General features: G+C 74.2%; 16 protein-coding genes. 12 read left to right on the plus strand and 4 right to left on the minus strand.

Annotation, left to right across the window (positions count from 1 at the left end):
• The first annotated feature begins 79 nt into the window (after window positions 1-79).
• Window positions 80-997, plus strand: a complete 918-nt coding sequence (locus tag SJY07_RS17965; RefSeq protein WP_380160949.1) for an AraC family transcriptional regulator — start codon at window positions 80-82, stop codon at window positions 995-997.
• A 115-nt stretch (window positions 998-1,112) separates the two neighbouring features.
• On the opposite strand, the gene SJY07_RS17970 is transcribed toward SJY07_RS17965, so the two are convergent.
• Window positions 1,113-2,204, minus strand: coding sequence for a PQQ-dependent sugar dehydrogenase (locus SJY07_RS17970; protein WP_380160951.1), 1,092 nt, complete (start codon window positions 2,202-2,204; stop codon window positions 1,113-1,115).
• A gap of 254 nt (window positions 2,205-2,458) precedes the next feature.
• On the opposite strand from SJY07_RS17970, the gene SJY07_RS17975 reads away from it, so the two are divergent.
• Window positions 2,459-3,097: a cyclophilin-like fold protein gene (locus tag SJY07_RS17975; protein WP_380160953.1), complete on the plus strand. Its 639-nt coding sequence runs from the start codon at window positions 2,459-2,461 to the stop codon at window positions 3,095-3,097.
• Between the two features lie 94 nt (window positions 3,098-3,191).
• Window positions 3,192-4,406, plus strand: coding sequence for an MFS transporter (locus SJY07_RS17980; protein WP_380160955.1), 1,215 nt, complete (start codon window positions 3,192-3,194; stop codon window positions 4,404-4,406).
• Window positions 4,407-4,499: 93 nt separating this feature from the next.
• Here the strand turns inward: SJY07_RS17980 and SJY07_RS17985 are convergent, their stop codons facing one another.
• Entirely contained in the window at window positions 4,500-5,273 is a 774-nt protein-coding gene (locus SJY07_RS17985) for a peptidase (RefSeq protein WP_380160957.1), read from the minus strand.
• Window positions 5,274-5,463: 190 nt separating this feature from the next.
• Between SJY07_RS17985 and SJY07_RS17990 the strand changes: the two genes are divergently transcribed.
• The 6 genes from SJY07_RS17990 to SJY07_RS18015 all read left to right on the plus strand — a co-directional run bounded on the left by SJY07_RS17990 (window position 5,464) and on the right by SJY07_RS18015 (window position 11,433).
• Window positions 5,464-6,441 carry a pyridoxal-phosphate dependent enzyme gene (locus tag SJY07_RS17990; protein WP_380160959.1) on the plus strand — a complete coding sequence of 326 codons (978 nt, stop codon included), beginning with the start codon at window positions 5,464-5,466 and terminating at the stop codon, window positions 6,439-6,441.
• Between the two features lie 170 nt (window positions 6,442-6,611).
• Entirely contained in the window at window positions 6,612-7,583 is a 972-nt protein-coding gene (locus SJY07_RS17995; RefSeq protein WP_328292849.1) for a MoxR family ATPase, read from the plus strand.
• Window positions 7,580-8,482, plus strand: coding sequence for a DUF58 domain-containing protein (locus tag SJY07_RS18000; protein WP_380160961.1), 903 nt, complete (start codon window positions 7,580-7,582; stop codon window positions 8,480-8,482). The genes SJY07_RS17995 and SJY07_RS18000 overlap by 4 nt, the downstream gene beginning before the upstream one ends.
• Before the next feature lies 1 nt (window position 8,483).
• On the plus strand, window positions 8,484-8,945 hold the full coding sequence (locus SJY07_RS18005) for a hypothetical protein (RefSeq protein WP_380160963.1): 462 nt from the start codon (window positions 8,484-8,486) through the stop codon (window positions 8,943-8,945).
• The gene (locus SJY07_RS18010) at window positions 8,942-10,792 is read left to right on the plus strand and encodes a VWA domain-containing protein (protein ID WP_380160965.1); all 1,851 of its coding nucleotides are present in this window, start codon (window positions 8,942-8,944) and stop codon (window positions 10,790-10,792) included. Before SJY07_RS18005 ends, SJY07_RS18010 begins: the two co-directional genes overlap by 4 nt.
• Window positions 10,789-11,433, plus strand: coding sequence for a hypothetical protein (locus SJY07_RS18015; RefSeq protein WP_380160966.1), 645 nt, complete (start codon window positions 10,789-10,791; stop codon window positions 11,431-11,433). The genes SJY07_RS18010 and SJY07_RS18015 overlap by 4 nt, the downstream gene beginning before the upstream one ends.
• 25 nt (window positions 11,434-11,458) lie before the next feature.
• Here the strand turns inward: SJY07_RS18015 and SJY07_RS18020 are convergent, their stop codons facing one another.
• On the minus strand, window positions 11,459-12,298 hold the full coding sequence (locus tag SJY07_RS18020) for a DUF4232 domain-containing protein (RefSeq protein WP_328292844.1): 840 nt from the start codon (window positions 12,296-12,298) through the stop codon (window positions 11,459-11,461).
• A gap of 125 nt (window positions 12,299-12,423) precedes the next feature.
• Between SJY07_RS18020 and SJY07_RS18025 the strand changes: the two genes are divergently transcribed.
• Together SJY07_RS18025 and SJY07_RS18030 are read left to right on the plus strand one after the other, a co-directional pair.
• The gene (locus tag SJY07_RS18025; protein ID WP_328292843.1) at window positions 12,424-13,131 is read left to right on the plus strand and encodes a response regulator transcription factor; all 708 of its coding nucleotides are present in this window, start codon (window positions 12,424-12,426) and stop codon (window positions 13,129-13,131) included.
• A gap of 1 nt (window position 13,132) precedes the next feature.
• Window positions 13,133-14,149, plus strand: a complete 1,017-nt coding sequence (locus tag SJY07_RS18030; RefSeq protein WP_328292842.1) for a HAMP domain-containing sensor histidine kinase — start codon at window positions 13,133-13,135, stop codon at window positions 14,147-14,149.
• Between the two features lie 30 nt (window positions 14,150-14,179).
• Here SJY07_RS18030 and SJY07_RS18035 read toward each other — a convergent pair whose 3' ends face one another.
• Entirely contained in the window at window positions 14,180-14,464 is a 285-nt protein-coding gene (locus SJY07_RS18035) for a KTSC domain-containing protein (protein WP_328292841.1), read from the minus strand.
• A 332-nt stretch (window positions 14,465-14,796) separates the two neighbouring features.
• Between SJY07_RS18035 and SJY07_RS18040 the strand changes: the two genes are divergently transcribed.
• Window positions 14,797-16,539 carry a SpoIIE family protein phosphatase gene (locus SJY07_RS18040; protein WP_380160969.1) on the plus strand — a complete coding sequence of 581 codons (1,743 nt, stop codon included), beginning with the start codon at window positions 14,797-14,799 and terminating at the stop codon, window positions 16,537-16,539.
• Window positions 16,540-16,559: the final 20 nt, after the last annotated feature.

Consider the following 16,559-nt stretch of genomic DNA (forward strand, 5'->3'; position numbering starts at 1 on the left):
CGGACGCTCGATCCTGGTACTTTCCTGCACCAGGAAGCCGCAACACCGGGCCGCCGCTGCCGATCGGAGGAAGATCAGTATGACCCCGTCGGAACCTCACGCCCAGGTCGGTCGGCGCTGGGGCAGCGCCCGCGCCGTCCGCGAGGTGGTTCCCCCGGATCCGCGGCTGTCGGCCCGCTGGCACGTCCACGACTACCCGGGACCCTTCGCGCGGTGGAACCACCACCCGGAGTACGAGATCCACCTGGCCCGGTCCGGGCCGGGGCGGTTCATCGTCGGGGACCACGTGGGCCGGTTCGGTGCCGGTCACCTCGCCCTCGTCGGCCCGGAGGTTCCGCACGACTGGATGAGCGACCTCGGACCGGGGGAGGTGATCGAGGGACGCGACGTCGTGTTCCAGTTCCACGGCCGCTGGCTGGAGCAGTGCGAGGAGCTGCTGCCGGAGTTGCGGACGCTGGCGCCGCTGTGGGCGCGCTCGCGGTCCGGCGTGGAGTTCAGCGGCCGGACCGCCGAGGCGGGCGCGCTGGCGCTGGAGAGCATCGGCCTCACGCGGGGCGCGGACCGGCTCGCCCACGTCTTCTCCCTCTTCCACCTGCTGAACACCGCGCCCGAGGACGAGTACCGCCTGATCTCCGGCGTGTGGGAACCCCAGGTGAACGACCCCCGGGCCGAGGAGGTGATCGGCGAGGCTCTGGCCTACGTGCTGGACAACCTCACGGGTGGCGTGCGGTTGCCCGTGGCCGCCGCGCACGCGGGCATGAGCGAGTCGGCGTTCTCGCGCTACTTCAAGCGGGCCAGCGGGCTGACGTTCACCGAGATGGTCGGCAAGCTGCGCCTGACCCAGGCGGCGGCCCTGCTGGTCGACACCGACCGGCCGGTGCACGCGATCGCGACCGACGTCGGGTACGCGAACCTCTCGAACTTCAACCGCCGGTTCCTCGACGGTTTCGGCCTCACCCCCACCGCCTACCGGAAGCAGAACCGCCCGGCTGGGTGACGTCCCCCACCTCCCCACCGACCGCCGCGGATTCCCCGACGAGGCGGAACTGGCGGCCCACGCCGCTCGAGCGGCGGGAGGGTCCAGGGAGTTCGGGATCGCACCGCGCCGCGGGTCAGCCACCGCTCACGCGCAGGACGCGGTCGTCGCCCGCCGACGGCCGTCCGCGGCCGTCGGTGTTGTTCGTGAGCATCCACAGGCTCCCGTCGGGGGCGACGACGACGTCACGCAGGCGGCCGAACTCTCCAGCGAAACGTTCCGTGGCGTTCCCGAGGTCGTCCAGCGCGACGTCGCGCAGCCGCTGACCACGCAGGTTGGCGATGTGGATCGCGCCGTCGGAGACGGCGATGCCGCTGGGGCTGGCCTCCTCGGGTGCCCACTGCTGCACCGGGTCGACGAAACCCTCCTGCCCGGCCACGCCCTCGACGGTCGGCCAGCCGTAGTTCCCGCCGGCCCGGACGACGTTGAGCTCGTCCCAGGTGTCCTGCCCGAACTCGCTGGCGTAGAGGGTTCCGTCCTCGTCCCAGGCGATGCCCTGCGGGTTGCGGTGGCCGTAGCTCCACACCGCGGACCCCGCGAACGGGTTGTCGACCGGGATCGAACCGTCCGGGGCGATGCGCAGGATCTTGCCCGAGAGGGAGTTCAGGTCCTGGGCGCTGCTCCGGTCACCCGCGTCCCCCACGGTGACGTAGAGCATCCCGTCGGGGCCGAACGCGATGCGGCCCCCGTTGTGGTAGCCCGCGGCGTCGAGCCCCGCGAGGATCGTCTCGCCCTCCCCGAGGGAGAGGTCCCCGGGCTCCCCGGTGAGTTCGTAGCGTTCGACCCGGTTCTCCCCCTCGCCCGTGGAGTACGCGAAAAGGTCCCCGTCCAGGACGGCGATGCCGAGCAGCCCGCCCTCGCCGCTGCCCCCGACGCCGTCGACGACCCCGACCTCGCGGGTGGTCCCGTCGTCCGCGATCTCCAGGACCCGGGCACTGTCGCGTTCGGTGACCAGCGCGGTCCGTTCGTGGAACGCCAGGGACCACGGTGCCTCGAGGTCGGTGCTGACGACCTCGACACCGCTCGCTGCGGTCCCGGCCGTCGACGGCGGGCCGGCGGGAGTCGCGCTGGTGCAGGCCGTCAGCCCGAGGAAGGCCGCGGCACCGACCGCCGCGAGGGCGCGCAGGCCGGAGCCGGCGATCGGTTCGCGGGCAGGAGGTTTCGCCACGTTCGTCCTTCTTCCGATGAGGGGGACCGGGGCCGGGACCCTCGCGGCCCGGACCTCACGCTACGACGCCGACCGGTGGAGCCGGGGGTTCCTGGGGTGCCCTGTCAGTGCGCCTCAGAGGAGGAACTCCTCGGGGGACGTGGTCGTGGTGAGGGGTGTGGCCGGATCCGGTCCGGGCGGAGGGTTTCCGGTCGAACGGTTCCCGGAACCGTCGGGCACGACGGTGGCGAGGGACGACGAAGGGGAGACGACAGGTGAGCACGCGGATCGACGACCAGCGGACCGGGACGACCGGGGCCGCTCGCGGCGGCGGAGCGTCTGCCGTGACGGGCCCGCGGGCCCTGCTGATCGCGGCGGTCCTCCTGACCGCTGTGGCGGTGACCTCCTGCAGTTCGTCGCCGACCGCCGCCCCGGCCGGCGATCCGGTCACCGGACCGCCCAGCAGTTCGGCGGGCAGTTCGGCGGGCAGTTCGGCGGGCAGTTCGGCGGGTGAGGCCGCCACCGTGACGCTTCCCGCCACGACCGACGTGGTGGGCACGGTCGTGCGCTTCACCTCCCCGCGGACGAGCGTCGACGTGACGATCGGGGAGGACAGCCCCGCGACCCGGGACTTCCTCTCGATGCTGCCGTTGACGCTCCCGGTGGAGGACCTCGCGGGCCGGGAGAAGATCAGCTACCTCCCCCGGGAGCTGGACCACGCCGGGTCCCCGGGGTCCGATCCCGAGGACGGCGATCTCATCTACTTCACCCCCTGGGGGAACCTCGGGTTCTACTACGACGCCTCCGGCATCGAGTACGCCGACGACACGCTGCACCTCGGGACCTACCAAGCCTCGGCCGAACAGCTCGAACTGCTGGAGGGCGGTGCGGTGAGCGTCGACGTCGTGCCGTGACCTGCACCACCGGGCCGGTGTCGCCCCCTGAGGTGCCCTGACAGGGAACCCCGGAGCGCGGTGGACGCCGGACGTCCGCGGCTACGGTGGGTCCGTGCCTCGACTGCGAACCCGCGGAGCCCGACGGAGTTCCCCGGCGACGACGACCCCTGCGGAGGGTTTCCCCCTGACGGCGCTCCTGGTGATGGCGGTGACGGGTTTCCTGCTCATCGCCACCGAGACGATGCCTGCCGGGCTGCTCCCGGAGATCGCCGCGGGGATGGGGGTCAGCGAAGGACTGGCGGGTCAGTACGTCAGCAGCTACGCCCTGGGAACCGTCGTCTGCGCCGTCCCGGCCGCTGCGCTGACCCGTGGGGTCGGACGCCGGAAGGTGCTGCTGGTCACGGTCGGGGTGTTCCTGCTGGCCAACTCCGTCGTCGCCGTGTCCAGCGACCTCGTCCTGACCCTGGTGATGCGTTTCGTGTGCGGGGCGTGCTCGGGTCTGCTGTGGGGGATGCTGGCAGGCTACGCCCGGCGGATCTCCTCGCCCGCCTCGGCGGGCCGGGCCCTGTCGATCGCCTCCCTGGGAACTCCGGTCGGTCTGGCCGTCGGTACCCCGTTCGGTTCCTGGCTGGGCACTTCGTTCGGCTGGCGGTGGTCGTTCCTGCTCGCGTCCGCGCTGGCCCTGGTGATCGTGGTGGTGGGTCGGTTCGTCCTGCCCGACGCGCCCGGAGGGCGACCCGAGGCGCAGCTGCCGTTGCGCCGGGTGCTGCGCATCCCGGGGGTCGCGCCGATCCTGGTCGTCATCCCCCTGTGGATGCTCGCGCACAACACGATGTACACCTACGTGTCCGCCTACCTGCGGGCGGTCTCCGTGCCGTTGCCGGTGGACCGGGTGCTGGTCCTCTTCGGCGCCTGCGCCCTCGTCGGTCTCCTCCTGACGGGCGCACTCATCGACCGGTCGCTGCGGTCGCTGGTCCTGGGCAGCCTCGTGACGTTCCTCCTCGCCGGAGGCGTCTTCCTCGTGGCCGGGGGTTCCCGGGCCGCGGTGCTCGCGGCCGTCGTCGCCTGGGGTCTCGCCTTCGGTGGCGCGGCCGCCCAGCTGCAGACGGCGATGGCCCACGCGGCGGGGGAGAACGCCGACGTCGCGAACTCCTTCATCGGGGTGGCCTTCAACCTCGCCATCGCCGGCGCCGGGGTCTTCGGCGCGGTGCTCATCGGCGGTGGCTCGGCCGGTTCCACCCTGCCCCTGCTCATGGTCGTCCTCGCGGGCGCGGCGCTGCTCGTCGTGGCGCTCGCGCGCCGGCACGCCTTCCCGGCGCGGGGTTGACGCGACGGCAGCCGACCCCCTGAGCGCCGCCGGGTCCGCGCGTCCCCTCCGGCGCGCGGACCCGACGGTGCTCCGGTCGGCCGGAGCGGGAGGTCAGCCGCGGGGGATGGACAGCGACAGGGTGTAGGTGGCACCCGACGGGATCTGCAGGTCGAGGCGGTAGGAACCCGTCTGCGGCAGGGCGATCGTCGCGTGGCCCTGCTCCTCGCTCATGCTGGTGTGCAGCGGCGACCCGTCAGGAGCGACCAGGGACCAGGTCCCCTTCCCGGAGATGTCCTGGAACGTCACGACCGCGCGCTGACCGGCGGTGGCGTCGAAGTGGAAGTGCGCGGCACCGGTCGTGCCGACCCCACCGGTGATGGTCGTCGACGTCGCTCCGGGAGCGAAGCGGATCTTCTCGCCCGCGACGGTCTGGGTGGCGCTCGTCGCGGCCGTACCCGACGCCGCACCACCCGACGCCGCTGCCGGGATCGCGACCGACAGGTCGTAGCTGGCGGAGCGGGTGGAGACGATGTCGACGTAGTACGTGCCGCTCTCGGGCAGGCGGTAGGTGAAGTCGCTCTGGCGCGGGCTGTGCGCGTTGTGCACCGAGGGCCCGGTCGGCCCCACCAGGGTCCAGGTCATGGCCGAGGTGCTGCGGGAGAGGTGGAACGTCGCCGTCTGCCCGGCGCGGGCCTGGAAGGTGTAGCGGCGGTCGCCGTTCGCGGCGACGTGACCGCTGACGTGGGCCGAGGTCGCGCCGTGGGCGAAGTGGATGGGCGTGGCCGTGGGAACGGCCGGGGTGGAGGACGCGGACGCAGCGCCGGCGCCGGCGATCCCGGCGGCGGCGACGAGTGCGGCGGCGGCGACGGTGATCTTCGTACGCATGGTGTTTCTCCTAGGACGGTTCGGTCCGGGGACCGGTGTCGTGGTCGCCGTTGCGGCCACACCCAGAACGCTAGAGATCCGGTGTGGCACCGTGGTGTCGGCGCCGACACCGTTCCGGCACTGCGTGTGTCGAGTTCGACACACGGCCCACGAGGTCGACGACCGCGCAGGTCGTCACGGAGGAGACGCGGTGCCCGAGCACCTTCCCGCCCCGGTCCACCAGCCGGTCGTCCTGGGGTCCTGGCCGACCCCGTTGGAACCCGCGCCGCGCCTCGCGCAGGCCCTGGGTCTCGGACCGGAGGACCTCTGGGTGAAGCGCGACGACCTCATCGGGCTCGGGGGCGGCGGCAACAAGGTCCGCAAGCTGGAACACACCCTGGGCGCCGCCCTGGCGGCCGGGGCCGCGGCGGTCGTCACCAGCGGAGCTCCGCAGAGCAACCACGCCCGGCTGACCGCTGCCGCAGCATCGCGCCTGGGTCTGCAGGCGGTGCTCGTCCTCGAGGGCGACGAACCGGCGGAGGCGCGCGGGAACCTCCTGCTCGACGCCCTGCTGGGCGCGCGCATCGTCTGGGCGGGCGAGGTCGACCCGACGACGCTGGCCGCCCGCGTCGAGCGGGAGGCAGAATCGTTGCGCGAGAACGGCACCCCGACCGAGGTCATCCCCTTCGGAGGATCGAGCGTGGTCGGGGCCCGCGGCTACGTCGCCGCCGGGGCGGAACTGCTGACCCAGGCGCCCGACCTGACCACCGTCGTCACCGCGATCGGTTCCGGAGGCACCATGGCCGGGCTGGTGCACGCCCTCGGTGTCGACCGCGTGCTCGGGGTCGACACGGGAGCGGTCCAGGACGCGCAGGCCCGGGTCTCCGACCTGGCCCGCGGGTTGGCGCGGGAGGCGGGGACCGCGGACCCGGGTAGGCCCCGGATGCGCCACGACCAGGTCGGCGAGGGCTACGGCGTGCTCACACCGGCTGTCGCGGAGGCCGTCGCGCTCGTCGCGCGGACCGAGGGCATCGTGCTCGACCCCGTCTACACCGGACGCGCCGCCGCGGGTCTCGTCGCCGCCGTCCGGGCCGGAGACGTCGCGGCGGGCGAGCGCACCGTGCTCCTGCACAGCGGGGGCCTCCCGGGACTGTTCGGCCACCCCCAGGCCCCGGAACTGGTGCGCTGAACCGGGTCCACCGGACCGCGCGCGTGACGCCTGCGAAACTCGTGCCGGTCCGGGGCAACCCGCGAGCCCGTCCTGACGTCGTCTCGAACGGGTCACCCGTCCACCGCCCGGGCCGGACGACCCACGCTGGTCGACGGCCGCGACAGCGTTGAGCACCAGCGAGGAGCGCAGTGACCGCCGTACCGAACGATGCACCGAACGACGCCGAGCTCGACCGGGCGGCGGCGGTCCTCACCGAACTGCGACGTGCGTTCTCCGCCCGGATCGTGGGGCAGCACCGCCTGTTCGAGACGCTCGTCGCCACCCTGGTCGCCGGTGGGCACGTCCTCCTGGAGAGCATGCCCGGTCTGGCCAAGACGACGGCCGCGTCGACGATCGCGAACGCCCTCGGCGGCAGTTTCCGACGGGTCCAGTGCACCCCCGACCTGCTGCCCAGCGACATCGTCGGGACGCAGGTCTACGACGCCGTCCGCGCGGAGTTCACCACCCGCCTGGGTCCGGTCCACGCCAACGTGGTGCTCCTGGACGAGATCAACCGCTCCAGCGCCAAGACCCAGAGCGCGATGCTGGAGGCGATGCAGGAGCACCAGGTCACCATCGCCGGCGTCACCCACCCGCTGCCGCAGCCGTTCTTCGTCGTCGCGACCCAGAACCCGGTGGAGAGCGAGGGGACCTACCCGCTCCCGGAGGCCCAGCTCGACCGGTTCCTGCTGCACGACGTCCTCGACTACCCCAGCGCGGCGGAGGAGGAGGAGATCGTCCGGGCCCACCGGACCGGGTCGGCGCCCGACCTCCAGCCGTCCTCGGTCTCCCTCGACGACGTCCGCCTCCTGCAGGACCTCGCCCGCCGCGTGCACGTCGACGTCTCGCTGGTCGGCTACGTCGTGGCGCTCGTGCGCGCCTCCCGGGCGGACCCCGCCACGGAGTTCGGGGCCAGCCCCCGGGCCAGCATCGCCCTCACCAGCGCGGCGCAGGTCCGCGCCCTGATGCAGGGCCGCGACCACGTGCTGCCGGCCGACGTCCGGGCCCTCGCCCACCGGGCGCTGCGCCACCGGATGGGCCTGACCTTCGAGGCCCTCGCCGAGGACGTCCGCGCCGACGACGTCGTCGACCGCCTCCTCGAGCAGGTCCCCGCGCCGTGACCGCCCGTCCTCCCGCCGGACGGGGGCCCGGGCAGGTCTCCCCCCGTCTCGCCGCCCTGCTGGCCATCCCGGCGCACCGGCGCAGCCACGGCCAGCTCGACGGCGACTGGGCGGCGGTCTTCCCCGGTCGCAGCCACGACTTCGACGACCTGCGGCCCTACGTCGAGGGCGACGACGTCCGCGACATCGACTGGTCGGCCACGGCGCGCAACCCCGTGCCCCTGGTCAAGCGCTACGTCGCCCGGCGCGACCAGACCGTCCTCTTCCTCGTCCCCACCGGGGCGGAACTCGCCGCGGCCGGCGTCGGCGGGGAACCCAAGCTCGTCGCCGCCCGCCTCGTGGTCGAGGTCCTCGCGGGAGTCGCCGAGGCCCGGGGCGACCGCGTCGCGCTGGTCGCCGGACGTCCCGACGCGCTCACCGTCCTCCCCGCGCGGAGGGGGGCCGCCCACCGCGCCCGGGTGGTCTCGTCGCTGACCGCGGCGATCGACGACCCACCCGTCGACGTGGGGACCGTGCTGGAGCGGGCGGCCCGCTACCAGCGGCGACGTGCCGTCGTCGTCGTGGTCGCGGACGACGTCGACGTCGACGCCGGGCTCCAGCAGGCCGTCCGGCGACTCGCGATCCGCCACGACGTCCTCTGGGTGACGATCTCCGACGTCGACCCCACCGGGGTGGAGGGAACCCTGGGAGCCCTCGGCGGTCCGCGCCTCCTCCCGGTCCGGGCCCGGCGGGCGGCCCGGGTGCGCGCCGCCCACCTGGCCGCCGACCGCGAGCGCCGTCGCCGTGCCGTGAGCCTGTTGCGCCGCAACGGGGTGAGCGTGGGACGCGTCGACGGTCCCCACGGCGTCATGGCGGGTCTGCACGCCCTGGTGCGCGAGCACGCCCGGGCCCGGGGCTGACGTGCTGACCCTCGACGCGGGTTTCGACGTGGGTTCCAACGTGGTGCCGGGTGCCGGGGAACTGCACGCCCCGGTCCCGTTCTGGGGCGGCTGGACCGTGGTCGGGGTGGGGTTGCTGCTCCTCGCCGTCGTGGTCCTCGCCTGGGCCGTGCGCCGGCGCCGCCCCCGCCCGACCCCGCCCGAGGTCACCGCCGCCCGTGCCGCCCCCGCGCGGTCCGGGGAGGACCGGCACCGCGCGGCCCGGGAGGCCCTGGCCCGGATCGAGGAGGGGTTCCGGACCGGCACGCTCTCGGCCCGCGACGTGGGCCACCGCACCGCGGCGGTCCTCCGTTCGCTCGAGGTCCCCGCCGACTCCCCGGCGCTGACCGCCTGCCTGCCGTTCCAGTTCGCGCCCCGGCCCCCGGCCGACCCTGAGTTCCTGCTGCGGGCCGCCCGGGCCGCGGCCGAGGAGGGCGGGTCGTGACGGAACTGCTGCACCCGTGGGTCCTCGCGGTCGCGCTCCTGCCGGTCGCAGTCCTCTGCGCCGTCGTCGTGCGCCGGGACCGGCGTTCGCGCCGATCCGTGCCCGTGCTCGCCCACGCCGACCGCCTGACGGCGCTGCCGGCCTACCGCCGCGCCCACCGACGGCACCGCACCGCGCTGGCGGTGGCGACGGTCGCCGCGGTCGTCGCCGTCGTCGGCTGCGCCGTGCTGGTCGCCCGCCCGGTCACCGTGGTCGCGGTGGACCAGGACAGCCGCAGCCGCGACGTCGTCCTCTGCCTGGACGTGTCCTCCTCGATGGCCCCCACCGACGCGGCGGTGCTCGACGCCTTCTCCCGCATCGCCCGGGACAGCCCCGGCGACCGCATCGGTCTGGTGCTCTTCGACAGCCGCCCCGTCCAGGTGTTCCCCCTCACCGACGACGCCGACTACGTCTCCACGCAACTGGCGAAGGTCCGCGCCGCCTACGACACGGCCAACGTCGGCTCACCCGCCTGGGCGGGAACCACGGGCGGGGAGGGGACCTCCGTCATCGGCGACGGCGCGGCGACCTGCGTCAGCGCCTTCGACCGTCTCGACTCGCCACGGTCGCGCTCGGTCGTGCTGGCCACCGACGACATCGCCGGCGGCCCCCAGCGCGTGACGCTGGACGACGTCGGCCACCTCGCGCTGGCCCGTGGGGTCCGCCTCTACGGCCTCAACCCCGCCGCGCCGACGACGGACACGGCCCGCGCCGCGGCGCAGCAGTTCCAGGCCGCGGTCACCCTCTCGGGCGGGACGTACGCCGAGGTGACCTCGCCCGGCGCCGTCCCGGGCGTCGTCACCGGCCTCCGGGCCCGGGAGGCGGCCCGCGCCACCGGGACCCCGCGCCTCGTGCCGGTCGACGCGTCGCGGAGCGTGGGCGTCGTCGTCGGCGCGGCCGTGCTCGTGCTGCTGGTCGCGCGGGCGCTCGCAGGCGGCCGACCAGCTCGCCGGGGAGTCGTCGTCACGGTCGTGCTGGTCGGGCTGTCGGGCGTGCTGGTCTGGGCGCCGACCGTGCCGGGCGGGACCTCGGCGCTGCGCAGCCGTGACGTGGACGTGTACCTCGTCGTGGACGGGACGCTCAGCATGGCGGCGGAGGACGGCGCGGGCGGTCGTACCCGGTTGAGCGAGGTGCAGGCCGACGTGGGGGAACTGACGCGTCGCTACGCGGGGGCGAGGTTCTCCACCATCGTGTCGAGCAGCACCGCGCTGCAGACGATGCCGCTGACGACCGACACCGCGGCCGCCCTCACGTCGGTCGCGTCGCTGGTCCCCTCCAGCGCGGGGTCCGCGCAGGGCGGCGACCCCCGACAGGCCTCGGCGTTGCTGTACCGCCTGCTGAGCGCCGGGGCCCGCCAGGCGCCGGGCCGGGCGCAGCTGGTCTTCTACTTCGGGGACGGTGAGGCGACCCGGCCGGCGTCCGCGGGCAGGTTCAGCGCCGACGGGGCCGGCGGCGGGGCGGTCCTGGGCTACGGGACCGCGTCGGGTGGCCCCATGCGGGACGCCCCGCTGGTGGGGGGAGAGTCGACGTACGTGCGGGACACCCGACCCGGGCACCTGGGGAACGCGATCTCGCGGGAGGACCGGAAGACGCTGCAGGGCATCGCCGACGAGCTGGGCGTCCCGTTCGTGCAGCGGACCGGGAGCACCGGGTTCGACGCCGTCGTCGCCGACGCCGTCCCCGGCCGGTTGCGACCGGTGCGGGCGGCGCTGGGCAGCGCGACGCCGTTGAGCTGGATCGTGGCGGGGGTGCTGCTGGTCGTCCTGGCCGCGGACGGGCTGCACTGGTGGACCAGGAGGCGCTCGTGAGGTCCGGTCCCCGGCGACGGGTCCTGCTCGCCGCACCGCTCGCGGTGGTGTTCCTGCTCGGCGCGGGTAAGGCGCTGAGCCTGAACGCGGCCCTGCACCACCGCCCCGAACTCCTCGCCGTGCTCGACGTCGTCGAACCCTGGAAGTCGAGCCTGGCCCGCGGTGACCGCCACTTCGCCGACGGGGACCTCGGGGCCGCGGAGGAGCAGTTCGGCACGGCGCTGGACCGCGCGCCGGACGACGGTGCCCGCTGCCTGGTCCGGGTCAACCTCGCTCTGACGCAGTTCCTGTACGGGCAGGGGACCGTCGGGACGGACCGCCACCAGGGTTTCCGCTCGCTGGCCCAGGCGGTGCAGACGGCCGAGAGCGGAGGAGGTGAGACCTGTGCCGGCACCGACGCGCAGACCCTGGAGGACATCTCCGCGGCGGCGCAGCAGGCGCAGGTCGACGCGCTGGTCGTCGCCCCCTCCGACGGCACCCCGGTGCCGAGCGACCAACCGCAGCAGGCTGTCCCGCCGGACCAGGACGCCCTCGACGCCATCGCCCGCACCGCGCAGCAGTCCGCCGCGGAACGGGCGGCCCAGGCGGCCCGGGACCAGTTCAACGCCGAGGACCAGGAGTCCTCGAGCACCCCCTGGTGAGGCCCCACCGCTGCGGAGGAGGACCTCAGGCGCCCGTGTAGGGGGACTGGGTGAGCGTCCCCTGGTCGCAGACCGGTCCGGCCGACCACGGGACGGCGATCTCTGCGATCTGGTCCGGGGGGATGACGCGCAACGAGGTCGGGACGGCCTCGCAGTCGCCGACCGCGGGTTCTCCCACGGCGGTGTTCGCCGTGGTGGACCAGCTGATCGTCGACCGGGCGGAACGTCCGGGCGTCAGGGTGACCGTCGAGGTGGCCGTACCGGAACGGACCTGGCGGGACAGGACGGGGACACCGTCGCTGCGGCTCAGGGAGATCCCGCCGAAACCCCGGACGCGGCAGGTCAGCCCGCTCGTGTTCGTGAGGACAACGGTCGCCGTGGAGGTCCCGGGGCCGGCGGTGACGTCGGACACCTCCCCGACGAGCTGGGCGGTCGTGCACGAGGTCACGGGTGCAGACGCCGTGGGCGAAGGACTCGGGACCGAGGGCGGGGTGGACCCGGTGGGGCCGGGACGCGTCGGAACGGGTTGCGACGCAGAGGGTTGCGTCGGAACGGTCTGCGACGGAACGGGTCGCGTCGGGACGGGTGTCGTCGGACCGGGGTTCGTCGGGGACGCCGCGGTGGGGGCCGGCGTGACCGGCGGGGTCGTCGTGGGCGCCGCGGTCGCCGTCGAGCCGCTCGTCGGTGCCGGTCCCGCCACGACGGGACCTCCACCGCCCCGGGGTTGCTCGATGGCCACCCCCACCTCCGGGGCGTGCCGGGAACCGGCCGGCTCCACCGTGAGGTCCACCCCGGCCGAGCACCCCGCGAGCGCCGTGACCACGGTGAGGCCGAGGAGGACCGGGAAGGAGGAGGAGCGCCGCACGTCGCCATCCTAGGAACCGCGGGGACGGCACGGGAGCGTGTGTCAGGACGGACACACCCGCCACGACCTGGACACACGTCGTCCCGGTCGCCGTCGGGACCCTCGCGACACGGCATCATCGGGGGGTGCCGACCATCCTGCTCGCGGACGACGAGACGGCCATCACGGACAACCTCGCGCCGCTGCTGCGGCGGGCGGGTTTCGAGGTGGTCGTCGCCCACGACGGGGAGGAGGCGTTGAACCGCCTGCGCGCCGGTGCCCCCGACCTCGTGGTCCTCGACGTGATGATGCCCCGCCTGGACGGGCGGGCCGTCCTGCGCCGGTTGCGCGAGGAGCGGTTCGCGACGCCGGTCATCCTGCTCACCCAGGTCGGGGAGTCCAGCGAGCGGGCGATGGCCCTGGAGGAGGGCGCCGACGACTACCTCAACAAGCCGTTCGACCCTCAGGAACTCATGGCCCGCATCCGTGCGGTGCTGCGCCGCCGGGAGGGCGGGGGAGGTGGCGGTCTCGGGCAGTTCCAGCGTCTGCGCAGCGGCAGCGTCCTCCTCGACCGGGTGTCCCAGCGCGTGTGGAAGGACGGCCGGGAGGTCGTGCTCACCCCCCGCGCGACGGCCCTGCTCGCCTACCTCATGACCCACCCCGACGAGGTGATGACCCGCGAGCGGCTGCTGGAGGCCGTGTGGGGGTGGAGCTTCCAGACGTCCACCCGGTCCGTGGACACCCGCATCGCCGAACTCCGGCGCGAACTCGAGGACGACTCCTCCGCCCCGAAACTCATCAGCACCGTCCTGGGCACCGGCTACCGGTTCTCCGGACACGTCGAGAAGGCCTGACGTGATCTCTGCACCACCCGTCCGCACGTCCCGGAGGGAACGGGTCCTGCGGTTCCTGCCGGCCCTCGTCCCGTTGGCGCTGGGTGGTCTGGCCCGGCTCGCCTGGGCCGTCGGGTGGTTCTCGGGCGGGGACGACCGCGTCGTGGTCCGGGCCGGTGCGCGACCCGGTGACTGGTCGCTCTTCCTGGGTGTGGTCCTGTCCGCCCTGCTGCTGCTCCTCCTCCGGGGGGCGCACCGGCAACGGGTTGCCGTCCTCCGCGCCGCGGAACGCGAGGGGGCCCGCGTCGCGGCCCAGGCCACCCGGGACCGACAACTGCTGCTGGGGCGTCTCGACCACGAGCTCAAGAACCCGCTGACGGCCATCCGGTTGGCGCTGGCGAACGTGAGTGCGGACGATTCCTCTGCCCCGCAACGGGACCGGGGACTGGGGAGCATCGACGAACAGGTCCTGCGCCTGAGTCGCCTGACGGCCGACCTGCGCAAGATCGCGGACGTGGAGACCAGTCCGCTGGCCCGTCGTCCCGTCGACCTGACGGCGTTGCTGGAGGAGGCGGTCGAGGTGGTCGGGGAACAACCCCGCGCCGAGGGGCACCGCATCAGCCTGGACCTGCCGCGGGCCCCGTGGCCGCTGCCCCTGGTCCCCGGTGACGAGGACCTGATCTCGTTGGCGCTGGTGAACCTCGTCGACAACGCCGTCAAGTACACGCCCGTCGGGGGGCGCGTCGAGGTCCGGGGTCGCGAGACCCCCGAGGGGGTTCTGGTGGAGGTGGCGGACACCGGGCAGGGGATCCCCGCGGCGGACCTGCCCCACGTGTGGGACGAGTTGTTCCGCAGTCCCTCCGCCCGGGTGGTGGCGGGCAGCGGGTTGGGGTTGCCGTTGGTCCGGGCGGTCGTGGAACGTCACGGGGGCACCGTGTCGGCGCAGAGCCGGGAGGGGGAGGGGACCGTTGTGCGGATCCTGTTCCCCGTCGCCGAGAACCAGGTGGTCGCGCCCACGCGGAACTCCGTGGAGGGCTGACGCGGAACCCTCGGACGTCAGGACCGGACGTCAGGGCTGGGCGACGGGGGTGCTGTCGTGGGCGGTGACGAGGACGCCGACCCGGCTCCAGGGGTTCGGGTCGAGCATCGCGCGGAACAACGCCGTCGGGACGTCGTGGTAGTCGTGGAGTTCGCCGGTGTGGAAGGCGACGCGCAGCGTCTGGGTCGCGGGGTCGTAGCCGACGGTGTGGACGGTGTCGCAGACCACGTCGTGCACCTGCGGTGCGTCGCCGTGGAGGGCGTCGTGGGTGAGCATCGTCGTCTCCTCGGGAGTTCCGGCCGAACGGAGGGACACTAACGGTCATCGTCCGCGTGGATGACCTGGTTGACAAAACTTATGCACTCGGTACCGTTTGGCTCGACCCGGGCGGGAGAGCTCGCGCTTCTCCTTCGGGGGATGGGGATGCCGCGAGAGCTCTCGCGCCCGGGTCGAACGCCCCTGCCGGGGAACCGGTGCCGCGGGCCTCCCCGGCGGACCGGTCCGTCCACGCCGCCGCAGCCGTTGCTGCCAAGTGGTCGGTGTGCTGGAGTGGTGGCCGCGCGGATCCCTCGGCCCGCGCCCGGGCCTGGGAGTGGATGATGTCTGACGGGCAGTCCGAGCAGCCGGGACCAGGGTTCTGGTCCGCGGTGGCGAGACTCGGTCTGGTCCTCAGCGTCGCGTCCACCGTCGAGCAGGTCGTGACCTCCCTCGTCGACCTCGGCGTCCCGGCGTTGTCGGCGGCCGGTCTCGGGATCATCACCCGGGCCCAGGACGGTGGCTGGCAGTTGGGGGCCAGCACGTCCTTCGGACCCTTGCTGCGCGCCCGGTTCGACTACGAGCCGTACGACAGCCCGCTGCCCGCGTGTCGCGCGGCCCGGGAGGACGTGGACTTCTTCCTGCCCGACCGGGCGAGCGCCGTCGAGGTCCACCCGCGGATGGCCGAGGTGGTCGACCTCAGCGGACGGCCGCGGTGGGCGCTCCTGCCGCTGCGGGTCGGTGCGGAGGTGGTCGGCGCCCTGGCCGTCTCCTGGACCTCGCCCGCCCCGTTCACGGAGGACGAGGAGGCGGCGCTGCGCACCTTCGCCGCCCACTGCGCCCCCAGCGTCGAACGGGTCCTCGCCGGCGAGGTGCAGCGGCGCTCGAACCGGGCGACGGAACGGCTCGCCACGGCCCTGCAGCGAGGGGTCGTCACCCAGCTCCCCACCCTCGACGGGCTGGAACTGGCCGTCGCCTACCGGCCCTGCGTCGACGGTGCCGCCATCGGGGGGGACTGGTACGACGTCTTCGCCCGGCGCAACGGTGACGTCGTCGTCGTGGTGGGCGACGTCGCCGGTCACGACCAGGTGGCGGCGTCGACCATGATCCAGCTGCGCGCCATGCTGCGGGGGGTCGCCTGGGACAGCGACGACGGTCCGGCACCCCTGCTGGACCGCCTCGACCGCTCGACGGCCGCCCTCGAACCGGGCACCACCGCCACGGCCGTCCTGCTCACCCTGACCCGCCGTGCGGACGCGGGTTTCGACGTGCGCTGGGCGAGCGCAGGTCACCCGCCCCTGCTGCTGCGCCGCCCTGACGGTGCGGTCGAGGTCCTCGGGGGCCACGACGACCCGCTGCTCGGTGTCGACTGGCCGTCGCCGCGCCGGGGGCACCGCCGGCTGCTGTCACCGGGGACGACCCTCGTCGCGGTCACCGACGGAGCCCTGGAGACGCGCGAGCACACCCTGGCCGTGGGGGTCGACCACCTCGCGGCCGCTCTGGGCACCGCCGCGGACGTCGGCGCAGGGCCCGGCACCGTGGCGGAACGGACGCGCGACCACCTGGAGGACGCGACGACCTCCCCGCGTCCGCCCGGGGGGCCGGGACCGCGGGACGGCTCGTTCGACCCCGTGGACGACCGGACGGTGCTGGTGGTCCGCGCCCTCCCGACGACGGTCGTCCCGGGGAGTTCCGGGCACGGCGACGCCTCCCGCGCCGGGGGTTCCGGCGTGGACGGGGGCAGGACGAGCCGGGTCGTGCTGCTCCGGCCCGAGGCCGCGTCGGCACCGGTGGCACGTGCCCTCGTCCGGTCGCTGGCCACGACGGGCGGGTGGGGCGAGGACGACGTGGACACGGCGGAACTCCTGGTCAGCGAACTGGTGGCCAACGCCGTCATCCACGGCCGCAGCGACCTGCGGCTGACCGCCTCGACGACGGCCCACCGGTTGCTGGTCGAGGTCGAGGACGGCAACGAACGGATGCCGGTGCTGCTGCCCGACGACGCGGCCGCCCTCTCCGGCCGCGGTCTGCACCTGGTGCAGAACGCCTCGGACGAGTGGGGTTGCCGTCCGGTCGAGGGCCACGGGCCCGCCGGGAAGGTCGTCTGGTTCGCGCTGGACCGGGGGACGCGGTGACCCGCTCCCGCTGAGGAGCC

Origin of the sequence: Kineococcus sp. R86509 (assembly GCF_042466365.1) — a bacterium.
GTDB lineage: Bacteria > Actinomycetota > Actinomycetes > Actinomycetales > Kineococcaceae > Kineococcus.